Below are 17,566 nucleotides of genomic sequence, written 5' to 3'. Positions count from 1 at the left end.
ACGGCAGGCACGACCCCCTCGCTTCTCCGCCGAAGCGAGGGGTACTCGCCCGGCATGCCAGCAGCGAAGGCACCCGAGGACGCGTACACCGCGGCCCCCTTCGTCCCCGAGGGCGCCGACCTGCCCACCCTCCGCCAAGCCGCCGGAGGTTGCCGCGGTTGCCCCCTCCACCTCCCCGCCACCCAGACGGTCTTCGGCGTCGGAAGCGCCGACGCCCGCGTCATGCTCGTGGGGGAGCAGCCCGGCGACCAGGAGGACCGCCAGGGGAAACCGTTCGTCGGCCCGGCGGGCAAACTGCTCGACCGGGCGCTCGAAGAGGCCGGTATCGATCCCGCCGAGGCATACGTGACGAACGCGGTGAAGCACTTCAAGTTCACCCGGGCCGACCCCCGCAAGCGCCGCATCCACAAGGCGCCGAGCCTGCGGGAGATGACGGCCTGCGGCCCCTGGCTCGCGGCGGAGCTGGCGCTGGTGGAGCCGGAGCTGATCGTGGTCCTCGGCGCCACGGCCGGAAAGGCCCTGCTGGGCTCGTCGTTCCGGGTGGGCGAGGTACGCGGCACGGTGCTGGAGCGGGAGATCCACGGCCGTCCCGAACGCCTCGTACCGACCGTGCACCCCTCCTCGGTGCTGCGGGCGCGGGACGACGACCGCAGGGCCGCGTACCAGGGCCTGGTGGCCGACCTGGAGGTGGCCGCGCGCACCCTTAAGTAATAGATACACTCCGCTGGTGCCTCTTACCTTCACCTTGGATCCAGCGATCACCCCCGCTCTGCGCGAGGGCATCCTCGACCTGTGGACGGACGTCTCGAACGCGGGCGGTTCCGTCGGCTTCGTACCCCCGGTGACCTCCGAGGAGATACGGCCCGAGCTGGTGCGCCACTTCGTGGCGATGGCCGAGGGCCGCACCCGGCTGCTCGTCGGGCACGACGAGGCCGGCCGGGTGGCCGCGACCGCCTTCCTCACCCGCAACACCCACCGGCTGATGACCCACTGGCTGTGGCTGTACACGGTGATGGTCCACCCCCGCCACCAGGGCCGGGGCTACGGCCGCGACCTGATGGCCGCCGCCGAGGAGGCGGCCCGCGGCCTCGGCGGCGTCGAGGCGATCCGGCTGACCTGCCGGGGCGGGCACGGCCTGGAGCGGTTCTACGCCTCCTGCGGCTACAAGGAGGTCGGCCGGGTCCCGGACGCCGTCCGGGTCGGGCCCGGCGACGACCGCGACGAGATCGTCATGCTGCTGTCGCTGCGCTGACCGCGCCCGGCGCCCGTACCACTCCCTTGCGCGACCCCCTTGCATGATCGCCGCCGGGACGTGCTCTACTGGACGATGACCCTATTTGGAATCGGACGAGTGGATTGAGATGCTCCGCTACACGCTGATGCGCCTCGGTATCTTCGCGGGCTGCCTCGTGATCGTCTGGGGAGCCGTCTACTCGGGCATCTTCCCGCGCGGCTTCGGTGACTCCAACTTCCTGTGGGTGCTGCTGCTCTCCCTGGTCCTGTCGGCGCCGATCAGCTGGGTGGTGCTGCGCAAGGAGCGGGACCGGGCCTCGGTGCGGATCGTGAAGAAGGTCGACCGGATGAAGGCCAACCTGGAGGCCAACCGCAGCCAGGAGGACCTCGCCGACGACGTCGCGCGGGCGCAGGGCGGGGCCACCGCGTCCAGCTAGCGCGTGCCCGGGCCGACGGGTGGCTCCCGGCCGACGCGTGCCCGGCCGGGTACGGCACCCGGCCGAACTAGGCTTGCCCCATGGGTGCCGTGAAGACCAAGCGGATGCCGCGGGCGGTGCGCGAGCGGCAGATGCTCGACGCCGCCGTGCGGATCTTCGGGCAACGCGGGTACATGGCCGCGTCGATGGACGAGATAGCCGAACTCGCGGGCGTGTCCAAGCCGTTGGTCTATCTGTACCTGAACTCGAAGGAAGACCTCTTCACCGCCTGCATCCGCCGGGAGGCCGCCGCGCTCACGGCGGCCGTGCGCGCCGGGGTCCGCCAGGACCTGCCCGCCGAGCAGCAGTTGTGGGAGGGCCTGCGGGCGTTCTTCGCGCACACCGCCGAGCATCCGGACGGCTGGTCGGTGCTGTATCTGCAGGCGCGCAGGCACGGTGAGCCGTTCGTGTCCGAGGCGGCGGCGATGCGCGCGGAGATCGTCGCGTTCGTGACCCGGCTGGTGGCGGTGGCGGCACGGGAGGCGCACCGGGATCCCGGCCTGCCGGAGCGCGAGGTGGCCGGGCTCGCCGAGGCGCTGGTCGGGGCGGCGGAGTCGCTCGCCGCGTGGGCCAACAGCACGCCGGAGGTGACGGCGCACCAGGCGGCGTCCACCTTGATGAACTTCGCCTGGTCGGGCCTGGGCAACCTCATGGAGGGCAAGGTCTGGGCCCCGCCGCCGGAGCGGGACCGGCGCCCGGCGCCCCTCAGCTCCCCCTGACCGTCCCCGCCAGGCACAGCCTCCCGTCCTCGCCCCGCAGTTCGAACCGCCCCGCGCCGTCCGCCCCGTAGGCCACCGTCCCGGGCAGCGGCACCGGCGCCCGGAACCGGGCCCGTACGGCGGTCGCGGCCGGGGTGCCGTGCGCGGCGAGGCAGCGGGCGAGGGTCCACATGCCGTGGGCGATGGCCCGGGGGAAGCCGAAGAGGCGGGCGGTGAGCGGGTGCAGGTGGATGGGGTTGCGGTCGCCGGACACGGCTCCGTAGCGCCGTCCCACGTCCCCGCCGAGCCGCCACTCGGCGAGGGTGGGCAGCCGCGCCCCGTCGTCCGCCGGACCTCGGCGCCGCGTCGGCCCGGTCCGGGCCAGGTAGGCGCTGCGGGACGACCACACCGCCTCGCCCCGCGACCGTACGGCCGTCGCCACCACCGCCTCCGTCCCGTGTCTGCGCGCCGCCAGTTCCTCCACCCACACGGAGAGCTCGTACTCGCCGTCGGCCGGCAGCGCCGAACTCCGCTCGATCTCGACCGACGTGTGGACCAGCCCGAGCAGCGGCAGCGGGAAGTCCCGGCCGCTCATCAGCCGCATGGCCAGCGGGAAGCCGAGGACGTGCGGGTAGGTGAGGGGGAGGGCGGACTCGCCGGTGGGGAAGCCGCAGACGCGTTCGTAGGCGGCCAGGCGCGCGAGGTCGACGCGTACGCCGGGCAGCACGAGCCGGGTGCGGGGGACGGGCGCGTCCGGCGCCGGGTGTTTGAAGGGGGAGCGCAGGGCGCCGCGGGCCAGCAGGGGGCCGAGCGCGGGCGGCGCGGCGAGGGTCACGGTGTGCATCGGGTCACGCCCCAGCGGTCTCTCCGGATTGCCTACTCCGAAGTAACGTTACCGGAGGTAAGCCGGGTGGGCGCTCACCCCCCGAGGCTGCACATCCCCGGCCCCGGACCCGCCCGGAACCCGCACAACCCCCTCACAGAGGAGCCGTACGATCACCAGGCCTGACCAGCGGTAACCCCGCCCGCACCGGGGCCCGCCGCCGGTGCACGCACGCAGGAGGAGCCGCCCGTGTCCACGTCGTACCCGAACGCCCCCGCTTCCTCCGGCGCCCCCGTCTCCGCCGTCGACTACGACGGCCGTCCGGTCCTCGTGCAGCCCGACGTACGGCGGCTGGACGGCGCGGTGCGGGAGGTGTCGGTGCCGCCGTTCGCGCCCCCGGTCACCCACGGCTCCCTCGCCGAACTGCCGTACGACAACGCGGAGTCGGCCCCCGACGCGGTCGTCATCGGCCGCAAGCTGCCCGGTGGCCGCTGGACGGACCTGACGGCCGCGCGGTTCGCCGCCGAGGTGCAGGCGGTGGCCAAGGGACTGATCGCCGAGGGCCTGCTGCCCGGCGACCGGATCGCGATCATGGCCCGTACGACCTACGAGTGGACCCTGCTGGACTTCGCCGCGTGGGCGGCCGGACTGGTCACCGTGCCGGTGTACCCGACCGCGTCCGCCTACCAGACCCGCTGGATCCTGCACGACTCCGGCGCGGTCGCCCTGATCACGGAGACCTCCGCCCAGGCCGCCGCGATCGGCCCCGAACTCCCGCACCTGCCCGACCTGCGCCATGTCTGGGTGATGGAGAAGGAGCACGTGGCCCGGCTCGCCGACGCGGGCGCGGCGGTGCCGGACGGGGAGGTGGCCGTGCGCCGGGGCATGCTCGTGCCCGACACGCTCGCCACCCTGATCTACACCTCCGGGACCACCGGCCGCCCCAAGGGCTGCGCCCTGACGCACGGCAACTTCTTCGCCGAGGTGGACAACGCCATCGAACTCCTCCACCCGGTGTTCAAGGCGCGGGACCACGATCCGTCGGTGCTGCTCTTCCTGCCCATGTCCCATGTCTTCGGCCGGATGGTGGCCATCGCCTGCGTCCGCGCCCGGGTCCGCCTCGGCCACGCGCCCAGCCTGGCCCCCGAGGACCTGCTGCCGGACCTCGCCGCCTTCCGGCCCACCGCGCTGCTGACGATCCCCTACATGCTGGAGAAGGTGTACAACTCCGCGCGGGCCAACGCGGAAGCCGGCGGCCGGACGGCGGTGTTCGACCGGGCGGCGGCCGTGGCCCGGCGCTACGGCGAGGCGCTGGAGGCCCGCCAGACCGGCACCGGCGCCGGCCCGAGCCGCGCCCTGAAGACCCAGCGCGCCTTCTACGACCCGTTGGTCTACCGCCGCATCCGCACCGCCATGGGCGGCCGCGTCCGGTACGCGATCTGCGGCGGCTCCCCGCTCGGCCGGCGCCTCGCCGCGTTCTACGCGGGCGCGGGCATCGAGATCTTCGAGGGCTACGGCCTGACCGAGACCACCGGCGCGTCCACGGTCACCCCGCCGCTCAAGCCCCGGCTGGGCACGGTGGGCTGGCCGCTGCCCGGCACCCGGGTGCGGATCGCGGCGGACGGCGAGATCCTCGTCGCCGGCGACCACGTGCTGCGCGGCTACTGGGACGCCCAGGCGGGCGGGGTGGTCCCCGCGACCCGCGACGGCTGGCTGCCGACCGGCGACCTCGGCACGCTGGACGACGAGGGGTACCTGACCATCACCGGCCGCAAGAAGGAGCTGCTGATCACGGCGGGCGGCAAGTCGGTGGCCCCGGCCCCGCTGGAGAACTGGCTGCGCCAGCACCCGCTGATCTCCCAGGTGATGCTGGTGGGCGACGGCCGCCCCTACGTCGGCGCGCTCATCACCCTCGACCCCGACGGCATCACCCACTGGCGCCAGATGCTCGGCAAGCACCCGGTGCCGCCGGAACTCCTCATCGGGGACGAGGAGCTGAAGGCCGTCCTCCAGCGCGCGGTGGACGAGGCGAACAAGCTGGTCTCCCGCCCCGAGTCGATCCGCCGCTTCGCCGTCCTGCCGACGGACTTCACCGAGGCGTCCGGCCATCTGACCCCGTCGATGAAACTCCGCCGGGACCGCGTCCTGGAGGACTTCGCGGCGCAGGTCGAAAGCCTGTACGAGCGCGCGGAATAGCGCTGTACGAGCGCCTGGAGCAGGCCGTACCCTGCCGGGACGCAGATACATCGGGGGAGTACATGAACCACACGAACGGCACCGGCGCGCCACCGCCCGGACGCCCGCCCGGGCCTCCGCCCGCCCCGCCGTCCGCGCCACCACCGCCGGCCTCCGCGCCGCAGACCGGGCAGACGGGCGATGTCCTCGTCCTCCGGGTCAGCCGCCGCATGCTGTGGGCGGGCTCGGCGGCCTTCCCTTTGCACAACATCACGATGGTCGACGCCTACCTGTACCGGCCCAGCCGGCTCGCGGCGCTCGTCCGGTGCCTGAAGTGGCTGGTCGGCGCCCTCCTGGTCTACCTGGCCTACGTCGCGGTCAACACCATGGACAACGGGGGCGGCGGGGACGCCGGCAACCCCGCGCTCCTGGTCGTCCTCTGCCTCGCGGCGCTGATCGTCCCCCTCAAGGACCTCTTCGCCCCGCCGAAGCCGGTGCTGTCCGTGCAGGTGGCCAGCGGCACCGCGCTGGTGGTGACCCTGCCGAACCTGGAGGAACTGCGGCAGATCGCGGACCGGATCGCCTACGCCATCGACCATCCCGAGGCCGAGTTCACCGCCGTCGTGCACCAGTACAACACCAACAACTACGGGCCGGTCGCCAACCTCAACGGCGGCCACGGGAACACGGGGTTCAAGCTGTGAGCGACACGACGAACTACTACGGGCAGGTCGCCAACATCAACGGCGGCCAGGGCAACGTCGGCTTCAACTACGGCACGGTCGGCGGCGGTGCCGGAGATCCCGAACTCCGCGCCGCCGTCGAGGAACTGACCCGCGGCCTCGCGGAACTGCGCCGCCACCTCACCCCGGAGCAGGACCGGACCGTCGAGGAGGCCCTGCCCGCGCTGACCCCGGACCGTGCCGCGCTGCGCGAGCGCGGTCTGGTCCTGGCGTCCGTCGCCCAGATCGCCGCCGCCGTCGGCGCGGTCGGCGAGCCCGTCGTGACCGCGGTGGGGCGCCTGATCGCGCTGCTGGGCCAGGGCTGACCGAGCGGTCGGCACTGGCTGACCGAGGGGGTCGGCACCCGCTCCCCGCACATCCCGCGTCGTCCGGACTCGGCGGGGCGGGGAGCAGGGTTGCCGCCTGGGTCGGTCGCGGCCCGGGAACGATCCTCGTACGACGCCAACACCCAGTCAATCCTGGGGTTTTCTTCCCAGACCCAAGCATTACCTTGGGTCTCATGACTCTGGACGACCTCCGTGTGTTCGTGGCCGTGTGCCGCGCGGGCAGCCTCAGTTCGGTCGCCCGGGACCTCGGCCGCACCCAGTCCGCCGTCAGCCAGCACGTGAAGCGGCTGGAGCGGGAGACCGGCGTCGCCCTGCTGGAGCGCCGCCCGCGCGGGGTCGTCCCGACCGGGGCCGGCCGGATACTGGAGGCGGCGGCGGCCGAGGGCATCAACGGCCTCGACCTGGCCGTACGACAGCTCCGCGACCTCGTCGACGGCCACAGCGGCCACGTCCGCGTCGCCACCGGCGCGACGACCGTACGGCACTTCATGTCCGAGGCGGTCGTGACCTTCCGGCGCAGCCACCCCAAGGTCAACCTGGAGTTCCGCACGGTCAGTTCGGGCCGCGGCAGCTTCGACGCCCTCGCCGACGGCACCCTCGACCTCGCCTGGATCACCATCGGCCCGCCGGTCCGCGGCATCGAGCAGCGGACCGTGGTGGAACTGCCCTGGCTCCTCGCCGTGCCGGCCGACGACCCCCTGTCCGGCCGCCTCCACCTCGCCCCCGCCGAACTCGCCGACACCCGGCTCATCCGGCTCCCGCCCAACTCCGCCTCCGCCGCCCACCTGGAAGCGGCCTGCGCGGAACGGGGAGTCCGGTTCGCCTACGAGCCGAGCGTGGCCGACTGGGACACCGCCCTGCTCCTCGCCGAACTCGGCGTCGGCAGGGCGGTCGTGCCCGCCGTACCCGGCCTGCCCGTCCCCGGCGACGGCCCCCTCCGGCTGATCCCGCTGCCCGGACTGCGCCCCCTCCCCGTCGGCTGGGCCGTACGCCGCTGGGACGCGCTCAGCCCACCGGCCCGCGCCTTCGCGGACACGGTCGCCTCCGTGCGCTGAGCGACAGCTCGGCCCACAAGGTCCGCGAGATCGCCGACCGCCATGGGGTCATGCGCGCAGTGGCACTCACCCCCATCCAGTCCCGGTCTGTGATCGAGAAGAAGCTGGAGGATCGAAGCAACTCCTCGCCCCCGCCTCACCGTCACCCCGAAGACCTGGTCAGTCTTCCTTCTGGGCGAGAAGGAACGCCTGCGGGGCTGACTCCCCGTGCTCGGCCACCCGCTCCCGCACCGTGCTGGAGCGGACGGCGAAACCGGCGCCCCTCAGCAGCTCGGCCATCCGCTCGGGGCGGCGCCGGTGGAAGTCCAGGGAGACGGGGTGACCCCAGGGCCGGTCCAGGTGGAGTGGTTCGTCGCCGGTCTGGAAGGCGAGGAGGAGCCGGCCGCCGGGGGACAGGACACGGTGGAACTCGGCGAAAAGGGCGGGGAGTTCGTCCGCGGGCGTGTGGATGCTGGAGTACCAGGAGACCACCCCGGCCAGCGAACCGTCGGCCAGGGGAAGGTCCCGCATCGAGCCCCGCTCGAACCGCAGCCCGGGGTACCCGCGGCGGGCGACCGTGATCATCGACTCGGACAGATCGAGGCCGAACACGGACAGACCGAGCCCGTCGAGGTGCGCGGTGATCTCACCGGGGCCGCAGCCGAGGTCGGCCACCAGGCCGGAAGGCCCGACCTGTTCGGCGTACGCCGCGAGCAGGGCCCGCTCCAGGGGCCGGTGCGCGAGCTGGTCGCGGAAGTGGACGGCGTAGTCCTCGGCGATGGTGTCGTAGAAGGCACGGGTGTCGGTCATGGGGAGGGACCCTAGCGGCCCGTGACGACAACCCCCGTACCTGATGGCCGTTGGCCGGAATATGACGTGCGGGGCTACGGGCCGATGGTCCGGAGGAGGACGCGGCCTAACCGGTCCCGGCCAGCCGCAGCAGCGCCGTCGTCCCGGCGGCGGCCAGCACCACCGCGGCGAACGGGGCCCGGCGCCAGGCCAGTACGGCGCCGACCAGGACCCCGGCCGGGCGGGCCCAGCCGGCGAACCGCCCGGACTCGGTCAGCGTGCCCGTGGCCAGCAGGGCGACCAGTATGACCACCGCGCCCGCCGACGCCAGCTCCTGCACCCGCGGCGGCACGGTGACCCGGCCGTGCAGGACCGGGCCGACGAGCCGGAAGGCGTACGTGCCGACGGCCAGGGCGACGATCACGGTGACGGTCGCGTTCATAAGGCGGCTCCGGAAGCCCCGTGGCGTCTGTGCGCGAACAGGCCGGCCAGCGCGAGCAGCATGGGGGCCCCGGCCGGGACGGCGGGCGTGACCGCCAGGGCGAGCCCGGCGCCGAGCAGGGCACAGCGGCGTACCGTCGCGTCCGTGCGCAGGGCGGGCAGGACCAGGGCGGCCAGGACGGCGGGGAAGGCGGCGTCCAGGCCGTAGCGCCTTGTGTCGCCGAGGGCGCCGCCCGCGAGCGCGCCGGCCAGGACGCCCAGGTTCCACACCGCGTACAGGCCGAGCCCGACGATCCAGAAGGCCCGGCGCCGCCGGGCCGGGTCCGGCTCGGCGAGGGCGAAGGCGACCGTCTCGTCCGTGACCAGGTGGGCGCCGAGGAACCGGCTCACCCGGCCGGAGCCGATGATCTCGGCCACGGCCAGGCTGAAGGCGGCCGTCCGGGTGTTGAGCAGCAGCCCGGCGGCCACGGCGGCGGCCGGGCCGCCCCCGGCGAACAGCACGCCGACCGCGCTGAACTGGGCCGCTCCCGCGTACACCACCACGGACATCAGCACCGGCACCCACAGCGGCAGGCCGCCCCCGACGGCCACGGCGCCGAAGGACAGGCCCACGATGCCGCCGGCCAGCCAGACGAGCGCGCTGTCCCGGACGAGGGCACGGTCGTCGGCGCTTTCCGTGGGCCCGGGGCCCGTTCGCTGTGCCGAACGCATGTTTTCTACGATGAACGCTGAGCACATTGTCCGTCAAGACACACGTTCGTGTGATGGAGTGAACGACATGTCCGAGGCCACCCCCGTCCGACTCCCCCTGGAATGGCTCGCCGCCGCCCTGAAGCGGGAGCGCGGCCGTGTCGGGCTGTCCCTGTCCGAGCTGGCCAGGCGGGCCGGCGTCGCCAAGTCGACGCTGTCCCAGCTGGAGGCGGCGAGCGGGAATCCGAGCCTGGAGACCGTCTGGGCGCTCGCGGTGGCGCTCGGCGTGCCCTTCAGCGCGCTGGTCGAGCCGCCCGCGTGGCAGGTGCGGGTGATCCGGGCCGGACAGGGGCCCGCGGTCCGCGCCGAGCGCTCGGGTTACGCGGCCTCCCTGCTCTCCGCCTGTCCGCCGGGCGCCCGCCGGGACCTGTATTCCGTATGGCTGGAGCCGGGTGCCGTGCGGGAATCGGAACCCCATATTCCGGGGAGCGTGGAACACCTCGTGGTGAGCGAGGGCGCGGTGAAAGCGGGGCCGCGCGGGGAGACCGTGGAACTGGGGCCGGGGGACTACATGTCCTACCGGGCGGATGTGCCGCACTCGTATGAGGCGCTCGCGGCCGGGGCGAAGCTCGTGCTCGTCATGCAGCACATGTGAGACGCCATGGGTCCATGGGGCCGCTGTGGTTTCTGAACGGGAAATGAACGGGAAAAGGCAGGAGCCCCGTCGCCGGATGGCGTGGGGCTCCTTGGGTACTGCTCTCAGGTTCTGCGATCAGGCAGGGAATCAGACGGGGGTGACGTTCTCCGCCTGCGGGCCCTTCGGGCCCTGCGTGACGTCGAAGGACACCGCCTGGTTCTCCTCAAGGGAGCGGAAGCCGGTGGCGTTGATCGCGGAGTAGTGAACGAAGACGTCGGGGCCGCCGCCCTCCTGGGCGATGAAGCCAAAGCCCTTTTCGGCGTTGAACCACTTAACGGTTCCGGTAGCCATAAGCCCTCCTTGGGCTCAAAAGGGTTGCCCTGCTCCAGAACCTGCAAGTGTGAAACGGTGCCGCATCACTGCATACTTCTGAAAACGACGAGAGCCCGCGGTTACATGCTCCGCAGGCTCTGTACTGCAAGGGAAACCAAACTGCAACTTGCGGCGAGCCTAGCACGGAGGCGCCGGAAAGCAATAGAGGTCAAGATCACTTCACCCGGATGTTTGAACGCTCGTTAGGCCGTTCGGGGCCGGGCTGCTCCGACCGCCGTACCGGGCGGGGGCTAGTCTCGCGATGTGGACAATTCTCGCACCCGGCCGCGTGTCGGCCACATCCAGTTCCTGAACTGCCTGCCCCTGTACTGGGGGCTCGCGAGAACCGGCACGCTTCTCGACTTCGAGCTGACCAAGGACACCCCGGAGAAGCTCAGCGAGCGGCTGGTGCGCGGCGAGCTGGACATCGGCCCCGTCACCCTCGTCGAATTCCTCCGCAACGCCGACGACCTCGTCGCCTTCCCGGACATCGCCGTCGGCTGCGACGGGCCGGTGATGTCCTGCGTGATCGTCTCCCAGGTGCCGCTCGACCGGCTGGACGGCGCCCGGGTCGCCCTCGGCTCGACCTCCCGCACCTCGGTCCGGCTCGCTCAGCTCCTGCTCGCCGAGCGGTACGGGGTGCGGCCCGACTACTACACCTGCCCGCCCGACCTCAGCCTGATGATGCAGGAGGCCGAGGCCGCCGTCCTCATCGGCGACGCGGCCCTGCGCGCCAACCTCGTGGACGGACCCCGCTACGGCCTCCAGGTGCACGACCTCGGCGCGCTCTGGAAGGAGTGGACCGGGCTGCCGTTCGTCTTCGCGGTCTGGGCGGCCCGCCGGGACTACGCCGAGCGCGAGCCGGAGATCACCCGCCGGGTCCACGAGGCATTCCTCGACTCCCGCAACCTCTCCCTGGAGGAGGTCGCCAAGGTCGCCGAACAGGCCGCCCGCTGGGAGGCGTTCGACGAGGCCACCCTGGAGCGGTACTTCACCACCCTCGACTTCAGCTTCGGCGCCCCCCAGTTGGAGGCGGTCGCCGAGTTCGCCCGCCGGGTGGGGCCGACGACCGGCTTCCCGGCCGACGTACGGGTGGAACTGCTCCAGCGGTAGGAGGGGGAGGGCAGGTGGGCGAGGTGAGCACGGGGTCACTGGCGCTCGCGGCCGGGGTGTGGGGCGCGCTGACCGGACTGCTGCTGCCCCGGGCCGCGTACCGCTTCTCCGCCCCGCCCGGCGCACCCTGGCGCGACCGGTGCCCGGCCGGCGCCCACCCGGTCCGGGGCTGGCTGGGAGGTGCGGGCTGCGGGGAGTGCCGCGGGGAGTCCGGTGGCGGGTCCCGCGGGGAAGCCCCCTCGGCCGCCGTCCTCGCCACCGTCACCGCGCTCGTCTGCGCCGTCCTCGCCGCCGCCACCGGGACCCGGCCCGAGCTGGGGGTCTGGCTGCTGCTCGCGCCCGTCGGGGTGCTGCTGGCCGCCGTGGACCTGCGGGTGCGCCGGCTGCCCGACCCGCTGACCCTGCCGCTCGCCGCCGCCGCCCTCGCGCTGCTCGGTGTCACCGCCCTGCTCCCCGAGCACACCGGCCATTGGCCCACCGCCCTCTGGGCCGGCCTCGCCCTCGCCGCCGGCCTCTTCGCGCTGCACCTCCTCAACCCGGACGGCATGGGCTTCGGCGACGTGAAACTGGCCGCCGGGACGGGTGCCGTGCTCGGCTGGTACGGCTGGTCCACCGTGCTGCTCGGCACCTTCGCCGCGTTCCTGCTCGGCGCCCTCTACGGCGGCGCCCTCGTCCTCGCCGGGCGCGCCGGGCGCAAGACCGGCGTGCCGTTCGGCCCGTTCCTGCTCGCCGGCACCCTCGCCGGGCTGCTGACCGGGGCGTTCGCGGCCTGACGTCGGCCCCCTGAACCGCCTGGCGTAGTCTGGCGTACGTCCGTCCACAACCCCTTACGAAACCTTGCGAAAGGGACGCCGGTGACCGAGAAGGCCGACCTCCAGTCCGTCCTCGACCGCGCCGCGGCGGGCGGACGCATCACCCCCGAGGAAGCGCTCGCCCTCTACCGTGACGCCCCTCTGCACGCCCTCGGCTCCGCCGCCGACGCCGTGCGCCGCCGCATGTACGCGGGCACCGAGCACATCGCCACGTACATCATCGAGCGGAACATCAACTACACGAACGTGTGTGTCACGGCGTGCAAGTTCTGCGCCTTCTACGCGGCCCCCAAGGACACCGCGAAGGGCTGGACCCGCGACCTCGACGACATCCTGCGTCGCTGCGCGGAGACCGTCGAACTCGGCGGCACCCAGATCATGTTCCAGGGCGGCCACCACCCGGACTACGGCGTCGAGTACTACGAGAAGCACTTCAAGGCCATCAAGGACGCCTTCCCGCAGCTGGTGATCCACTCCCTCGGCGCGTCCGAGGTCGAGCACATGGCCCGGATCAGCGGCGTCTCGGTCGAGGAGGCCATCACCCGGATCCACGAGGCGGGCCTGGACTCCTTCGCCGGCGCCGGTGCCGAGCTGCTGCCGGAGCGGCCGCGCAAGGCCATCGCCCCGCTGAAGGAGAGCGGCGAGCGCTGGCTGGAGATCATGGAGACCGCGCACCGGCTGGGCGTGGAGTCCACCTCGACCATGCTCATGGGCACCGGCGAGACCAACGCCGAGCGCATCGAGCACCTGCGGATGATCCGGGACGTACAGGACCGCACGGGCGGCTTCCGCGCCTTCATCCCGTACACCTACCAGCCCGAGAACAACCACCTGAAGGGCCGCACCCAGGCGACCCTGTTCGAGTACCTGCGGATGATCGCCATCGCCCGCCTCTTCCTGGACAACGTCCGGCACATCCAGGGCTCCTGGCTCACCACGGGCAAGGAGGTCGGCCAGCTGTCCCTGCACTACGGCGCGGACGACCTCGGCTCGATCATGCTGGAGGAGAACGTCGTCTCCTCGGCCGGCGCCAAGCACCGCTCCAACCGCCTGGAGATCATCGACCTGATCCGCAAGGCGGGCCGCGTCCCGGCGCAGCGCGCCACCACGTACGAGCACCTCGTCGTGCACGACGACCCGGCGAACGACCCGGTGGACGACCGGGTGGTCTCCCACATCTCCTCCACGGCCATCGAGGGCGGCACCGCCCACCCCGAGCTGAAGCTGCTCGCCTCGAACTAGCCGAGCCGGGAGAACCAGGACCGCCGTGCTGACGCTGCACACGGACTCCAGGGGCCACGCCCACCTCGTCCGGGGCGAACGGATCGAGGCCGTGGGGCCCCTGGAGGAACTGGCCGCCGCGCACCCGCACGCGCGCGTGCGCCGCTGGCCGGGCATCCTCACGCCCGGGTACGTCAATCCCTACGGCAACGAGCTGCTGGAGCGGACGTACCACCCGGACCCGCGGGAGGCCGACGCCCTCGGCACCGAGCCGCTGACCGGCGCCGCGCTCGACGCGCTCCCCATGGACGACGCCCGCTGGGGCGCGAGCGCCCGGCGCGGGGTCCAGCGCATGCTGGCGTACGGCACGGTCGCCGTGGCCTGCGAGCCGCTGCGCCTGCGCGCGGTCCAGGACGCCGTGCGCCGCACCGGCATCGCCGTCGTACCCCGCCCGGCCCCCGCCGCCGGTACCCCGTCCCTGGACCCCTTCGCCCACCGCCCAGAGGCGGCCCCGCCCCGCCGGCCGGGCTCCGCCGCCCACTTCGCCGTCTTCGACGTCGAGGACGAGACGGAACTGGCGGCACGGGGGGCAGCGACGTGCGTGGCGACGGTCCTCTCGGGCCGCCTGCTCTTCCGCCGCCGCTAGGCGTCCCCCACGCGGCAAGCCGCCGCCTCGGCCCTCCGGACCGGCTGCAACAATGGGCGGGTGACCCGCGCCTCCCTGAACAAGCAGCCGCACGAAGTCGCCTCGATGTTCGACGACGTGGCGGAACGGTACGACCTGACGAACGACGTGCTGTCACTCGGTCAGGACCGCCGCTGGCGCAGGGAGGTGGCGAGGGCCGTCGACGCCCGCCCCGCGCAGAAGGTCCTGGACCTCGCCGCCGGCACGGCCACCTCCTCCCTCCCCTTCACCCGGACCGGCGCGTACGTCGTCCCCTGCGACTTCTCGCTGGGCATGCTCCAGGTCGGCAAGAAGAAGCACACCTGGCTGCCGTTCACCGCGGGCGACGCGACGCGGCTGCCGTTCAAGGACGACACCTTCGACGCGGTGACGATCTCCTTCGGGCTGCGCAACGTCCAGGACACCGACGCGGCCCTGCGCGAGATGTACCGCGTCACCCGCCCCGGCGGACGCGTGGTGATCTGCGAGTTCTCCCACCCGACCTGGGCGCCGTTCCGCACCGTCTACACCGAGTACCTGATGCGCGCGCTGCCGCCGGCCGCGCGCGCGGTCTCCTCGAATCCCGAGGCGTACGTCTACCTCGCCGAGTCCATCCGGGCCTGGCCCGACCAGCCGGGCCTCGCCGCGCGCCTGCGCGAGGCGGGCTGGTCGAAGGTCGCCTGGCGCAACCTCACCGGCGGCGTGGTGGCACTGCACCGGGGCTTCAAGGAGGACCCGGGCCTCAAGGAGAGCTGATCCCGGCCACCTCGTACGGGTCGTGCGGCGGGTCCAGCTCCCGCCCCGGCCCCCCGCGCGGCGGCCCCGGCACGCGCGGCTCGCGCACGCCCCCGCCGCCCTCGCCCTCCGCGAAGTCGAACCACACGTACACCATCGAGTCCCGCGGCACCTCGGTACCGGGCTGCGGGTGCTGGCGTACGACGTAGTCCACGACGGCGAGGTGGAAGTCCGGGCGGTCCGGCGCGTCCAGGGACAGGCCCCGCGCCCGCGCGGTCTCGCGCGCGTCCACGGCCATCAGACCGACCAGACGCGGGACGCGCACTTCGGGTGTCTTGGGTGGTATGTGCACAGATGTCACCCCCAGTGGTAATGGCAGGGTAGCTCCGGCCCGTTCCGCCCGGAAGGCACCGATGTCTTTCCGTGACAGTCGAATACGGAGAGTGACACCCGCTGGGGTGGCCCTTCGGCCGCGCGGCCAACCGCGCTGAATAGACTGCCTGTGTCCCGTGCCGGCCGGCACACACCATTCGACCTTGGGGAGATCCCGCCGTGACCGTCGTGACCGAGCCGCTCTCCGAGAACACCGCCGACGTGATCGTCGTGGGCGCGGGGCCGGCCGGCTCCACGACCGCGTACCACCTCGCCAAGGCCGGACTCGACGTGCTGCTGCTGGAGAAGACCGAGTTCCCCCGCGAGAAGGTGTGCGGCGACGGCCTCACCCCGCGCGCGGTCAAGCAGCTCGTCGCCATGGGGATCGACATCTCCGAGGAGGCCGGCTGGCTGCGCAACAAGGGGCTGCGCATCATCGGTGGCGGCGTCCGCCTCCAGCTCGACTGGCCGGACCTCGCCTCCTTCCCGGACTACGGCCTGGTCCGCAAGCGCGACGACTTCGACGAGCAGCTCGCCCACAACGCCCAGAAGGCGGGGGCGCGGCTGTACGAGCGCTGCAACGTCAGCGGCCCGATCGTGGACGACCGCACCGGCCGCATCACCGGTGTCACCGCCAAGCTCGGCGAGGACAAGCGCGAGGTCACCTTCCGCGCGCCGCTGGTCGTCGCCGCCGACGGCAACTCCACCCGGCTGTCCCTCGCCATGGGCCTGCACCGCCGCGAGGACCGCCCGATGGGCATCGCGGTCCGGACCTACTTCGAGAGCCCCCGCCACGACGACGACTACCTGGAGTCCTGGCTGGAGCTGTGGGACCGGCGCGGCCCCCAGGACCGGCTGCTGCCCGGCTACGGCTGGATCTTCGGCATGGGCGACGGCACCTCGAACGTGGGCCTCGGCGTGCTGAACACCTCCGCCTCCTTCAAGGAGCTGGACTGGCGGGAGGTGCTCAAGGCGTGGTGCGCCTCGATGCCGGAGGACTGGGGCTACACGCCCGAGAACATGACCGGACCGATCCGCGGCGCCGCCCTCCCCATGGCCTTCAACCGCCAGCCGCACTACACGCGCGGCCTGCTGCTCGTCGGCGACGCCGGCGGCCTGGTGAACCCCTTCAACGGCGAGGGCATCGCCTACGCCATGGAATCCGGCCAGATCGCCGCCGACGTCATCGTGCAGGCCCACGCCCGCGCCACGCCCGCCCAGCGCGAGACCGCCCTCCAGCGCTACCCGCGCGTCCTCAAGGACACCTACGGCGGCTACTACACCCTCGGCCGCGCCTTCGTGAAGCTCATCGGCAACCCGAAGGTCATGCAGATCGCCGCCCAGCGCGGTCTGACCCACCCGATGCTGATGAAGTTCACCCTCAAGCTCCTCGCCAACCTCACCGACCCCACGGGCGGCGACGCGATGGACCGCATCATCAACGGCCTGACCAGGGTGACCCCGAAGGCCTGACGGCAGGCCGGGACGGACGGCGCCGGAACCGGACGGCGCCGGAGCCCGCCGAGGGGCGTCCGGCGCCGTCGTGGTGCGCGGGAGGTCAGCCGCCGAAGGCGGTCTCCTTCGCGGCGCGGCGGGCGTACACCTCGTCCCGGCGGTCCGTCATCTGCCGCAGCGCGTCCTTCCGTTCGCGCTTGGACAGCCGGTCCAGGTAGAGGTGGCCGTCGGTGTGGTCGGTCTCGTGGGCGAGGCAGCGGGCGAAGTATCCGGTGCCCTCGACGACGACCGGCCGGCCGTCCCGGTCCTGCCCGCGCACGACGGCCCGGTCCGGCCGCGGCACGGCCATCACGGCGCCGGGCACCGACAGGCAGCCCTCGCCCTCGTCCAGCAGCCGTCGCTCACCGGTGGGCGTTTCGAGCACCGGGTTGACGATGTGCCCGACATGCCGGACACCGTCGTCGTCCGGGCAGTCGTACACGAACAGCCGCAGCCCGACGCCGACCTGATTCGCCGCCAGCCCCGCGCCCTCGGCGACGTACATCGTGCGGAACATGTCGTCGATGAGCGCGGCGAGGTCGGGCCCGAACTCCGTGACGTCCCGGCACGGCTTGTGCAGCACCTCCTCGCCGACCTCGGTGATGCGCCGCATCGCGCCACGCCCGGCCTCGGGGGCGTAGCGCGGGTAGTAGTCGGCGGGGTTTCCCTGTACGAACACGCGTGGCATCGCGTGCCCTCCTTCGCTCGGACGCGGACC

22 protein-coding genes are annotated in these 17,566 nt (G+C 72.9%); 15 read left to right on the top strand and 7 right to left on the bottom strand.

What is annotated here, in order from left to right:
• Positions 1-54: 54 nt before the first annotated feature.
• The 4 genes from ACSURM_RS15855 to ACSURM_RS15840 all read left to right on the top strand — a co-directional run bounded on the left by ACSURM_RS15855 (position 55) and on the right by ACSURM_RS15840 (position 2,428).
• The gene (locus tag ACSURM_RS15855; RefSeq protein WP_436955691.1) at positions 55-711 is read left to right on the top strand and encodes a UdgX family uracil-DNA binding protein; all 657 of its coding nucleotides are present in this window, start codon (positions 55-57) and stop codon (positions 709-711) included.
• Between the two features lie 16 nt (positions 712-727).
• Positions 728-1,252, top strand: a complete 525-nt coding sequence (locus ACSURM_RS15850; protein ID WP_436955689.1) for an N-acetyltransferase family protein — start codon at positions 728-730, stop codon at positions 1,250-1,252.
• A gap of 109 nt (positions 1,253-1,361) precedes the next feature.
• The gene (locus ACSURM_RS15845) at positions 1,362-1,670 is read left to right on the top strand and encodes a DUF4229 domain-containing protein (RefSeq protein WP_030778266.1); all 309 of its coding nucleotides are present in this window, start codon (positions 1,362-1,364) and stop codon (positions 1,668-1,670) included.
• An 80-nt stretch (positions 1,671-1,750) separates the two neighbouring features.
• Positions 1,751-2,428, top strand: coding sequence for a TetR/AcrR family transcriptional regulator (locus tag ACSURM_RS15840; protein ID WP_436955687.1), 678 nt, complete (start codon positions 1,751-1,753; stop codon positions 2,426-2,428).
• Here ACSURM_RS15840 and ACSURM_RS15835 read toward each other — a convergent pair.
• On the bottom strand, positions 2,415-3,251 hold the full coding sequence (locus tag ACSURM_RS15835) for a MaoC family dehydratase (protein WP_436955686.1): 837 nt from the start codon (positions 3,249-3,251) through the stop codon (positions 2,415-2,417). The two genes, ACSURM_RS15840 and ACSURM_RS15835, sit on opposite strands and share 14 nt — an antisense overlap.
• 228 nt (positions 3,252-3,479) lie before the next feature.
• Between ACSURM_RS15835 and ACSURM_RS15830 the strand changes: the two genes are divergently transcribed.
• From ACSURM_RS15830 to ACSURM_RS15815, 4 genes are all read left to right on the top strand, one after another.
• Complete coding sequence (locus ACSURM_RS15830; protein ID WP_436955684.1) at positions 3,480-5,426, top strand: AMP-dependent synthetase/ligase; 1,947 nt, start codon at positions 3,480-3,482, stop codon at positions 5,424-5,426.
• Between the two features lie 62 nt (positions 5,427-5,488).
• Complete coding sequence (locus tag ACSURM_RS15825; RefSeq protein WP_436955682.1) at positions 5,489-6,109, top strand: DUF6232 family protein; 621 nt, start codon at positions 5,489-5,491, stop codon at positions 6,107-6,109.
• Positions 6,106-6,453: a hypothetical protein gene (locus tag ACSURM_RS15820; protein ID WP_436955681.1), complete on the top strand. Its 348-nt coding sequence runs from the start codon at positions 6,106-6,108 to the stop codon at positions 6,451-6,453. The genes ACSURM_RS15825 and ACSURM_RS15820 overlap by 4 nt, the downstream gene beginning before the upstream one ends.
• A 194-nt stretch (positions 6,454-6,647) precedes the next feature.
• Positions 6,648-7,529 (top strand): LysR family transcriptional regulator, encoded by an 882-nt coding sequence (locus ACSURM_RS15815; RefSeq protein WP_436955680.1) that lies wholly within the window; start codon positions 6,648-6,650, stop codon positions 7,527-7,529.
• A gap of 159 nt (positions 7,530-7,688) precedes the next feature.
• Here ACSURM_RS15815 and ACSURM_RS15810 read toward each other — a convergent pair whose 3' ends face one another.
• From ACSURM_RS15810 to ACSURM_RS15800, 3 genes are all read right to left on the bottom strand, one after another.
• Positions 7,689-8,318: a class I SAM-dependent methyltransferase gene (locus ACSURM_RS15810; protein ID WP_436955678.1), complete on the bottom strand. Its 630-nt coding sequence runs from the start codon at positions 8,316-8,318 to the stop codon at positions 7,689-7,691.
• 106 nt (positions 8,319-8,424) lie between these two features.
• Entirely contained in the window at positions 8,425-8,739 is a 315-nt protein-coding gene (locus ACSURM_RS15805; RefSeq protein WP_436955676.1) for an AzlD domain-containing protein, read from the bottom strand.
• On the bottom strand, positions 8,736-9,449 hold the full coding sequence (locus ACSURM_RS15800) for an AzlC family ABC transporter permease (RefSeq protein WP_436955675.1): 714 nt from the start codon (positions 9,447-9,449) through the stop codon (positions 8,736-8,738). The genes ACSURM_RS15805 and ACSURM_RS15800 overlap by 4 nt, the downstream gene beginning before the upstream one ends.
• Positions 9,450-9,516: 67 nt before the next feature.
• On the opposite strand from ACSURM_RS15800, the gene ACSURM_RS15795 reads away from it, so the two are divergent.
• On the top strand, positions 9,517-10,083 hold the full coding sequence (locus ACSURM_RS15795) for a helix-turn-helix domain-containing protein (RefSeq protein WP_436955673.1): 567 nt from the start codon (positions 9,517-9,519) through the stop codon (positions 10,081-10,083).
• A 129-nt stretch (positions 10,084-10,212) separates the two neighbouring features.
• Here ACSURM_RS15795 and ACSURM_RS15790 read toward each other — a convergent pair whose 3' ends face one another.
• On the bottom strand, positions 10,213-10,416 hold the full coding sequence (locus tag ACSURM_RS15790; protein ID WP_176189615.1) for a cold-shock protein: 204 nt from the start codon (positions 10,414-10,416) through the stop codon (positions 10,213-10,215).
• Positions 10,417-10,701: 285 nt separating this feature from the next.
• On the opposite strand from ACSURM_RS15790, the gene ACSURM_RS15785 reads away from it, so the two are divergent.
• The 5 genes from ACSURM_RS15785 (at position 10,702) to ACSURM_RS15765 (ending at position 15,003) form a co-directional block, all read left to right on the top strand.
• The gene (locus ACSURM_RS15785; RefSeq protein WP_391342197.1) at positions 10,702-11,550 is read left to right on the top strand and encodes a menaquinone biosynthetic enzyme MqnA/MqnD family protein; all 849 of its coding nucleotides are present in this window, start codon (positions 10,702-10,704) and stop codon (positions 11,548-11,550) included.
• Positions 11,551-11,573: 23 nt separating this feature from the next.
• Positions 11,574-12,323: a prepilin peptidase gene (locus tag ACSURM_RS15780; protein ID WP_436955671.1), complete on the top strand. Its 750-nt coding sequence runs from the start codon at positions 11,574-11,576 to the stop codon at positions 12,321-12,323.
• A gap of 81 nt (positions 12,324-12,404) precedes the next feature.
• On the top strand, positions 12,405-13,604 hold the full coding sequence (gene mqnC / locus ACSURM_RS15775; protein ID WP_436955669.1) for a cyclic dehypoxanthinyl futalosine synthase: 1,200 nt from the start codon (positions 12,405-12,407) through the stop codon (positions 13,602-13,604).
• Positions 13,605-13,629: 25 nt separating this feature from the next.
• On the top strand, positions 13,630-14,229 hold the full coding sequence (locus ACSURM_RS15770; protein ID WP_436955668.1) for an imidazolonepropionase-like domain-containing protein: 600 nt from the start codon (positions 13,630-13,632) through the stop codon (positions 14,227-14,229).
• Between the two features lie 60 nt (positions 14,230-14,289).
• A complete protein-coding gene (locus ACSURM_RS15765) occupies positions 14,290-15,003 on the top strand; it encodes a demethylmenaquinone methyltransferase (RefSeq protein WP_436955666.1) in 714 nt (237 codons plus the stop codon).
• On the opposite strand, the gene ACSURM_RS15760 is transcribed toward ACSURM_RS15765, so the two are convergent.
• Positions 14,990-15,307 carry a PASTA domain-containing protein gene (locus ACSURM_RS15760; protein ID WP_436955664.1) on the bottom strand — a complete coding sequence of 106 codons (318 nt, stop codon included), beginning with the start codon at positions 15,305-15,307 and terminating at the stop codon, positions 14,990-14,992. The genes ACSURM_RS15765 and ACSURM_RS15760 overlap by 14 nt on opposite strands.
• A gap of 227 nt (positions 15,308-15,534) precedes the next feature.
• On the opposite strand from ACSURM_RS15760, the gene ACSURM_RS15755 reads away from it, so the two are divergent.
• The gene (locus ACSURM_RS15755; RefSeq protein ID WP_436955662.1) at positions 15,535-16,827 is read left to right on the top strand and encodes a geranylgeranyl reductase family protein; all 1,293 of its coding nucleotides are present in this window, start codon (positions 15,535-15,537) and stop codon (positions 16,825-16,827) included.
• Between the two features lie 85 nt (positions 16,828-16,912).
• Here ACSURM_RS15755 and def read toward each other — a convergent pair whose 3' ends face one another.
• The gene (gene def, locus ACSURM_RS15750; RefSeq protein ID WP_436955660.1) at positions 16,913-17,536 is read right to left on the bottom strand and encodes a peptide deformylase; all 624 of its coding nucleotides are present in this window, start codon (positions 17,534-17,536) and stop codon (positions 16,913-16,915) included.
• Positions 17,537-17,566: the final 30 nt, after the last annotated feature.

The sequence above is a fragment of the Streptomyces sp. SudanB182_2057 genome (assembly GCF_964272715.1).
Classification (GTDB): Bacteria; Actinomycetota; Actinomycetes; order Streptomycetales; family Streptomycetaceae; genus Streptomyces; species Streptomyces rubradiris.
This window is presented reverse-complemented; position numbering and strand designations above follow the sequence as displayed.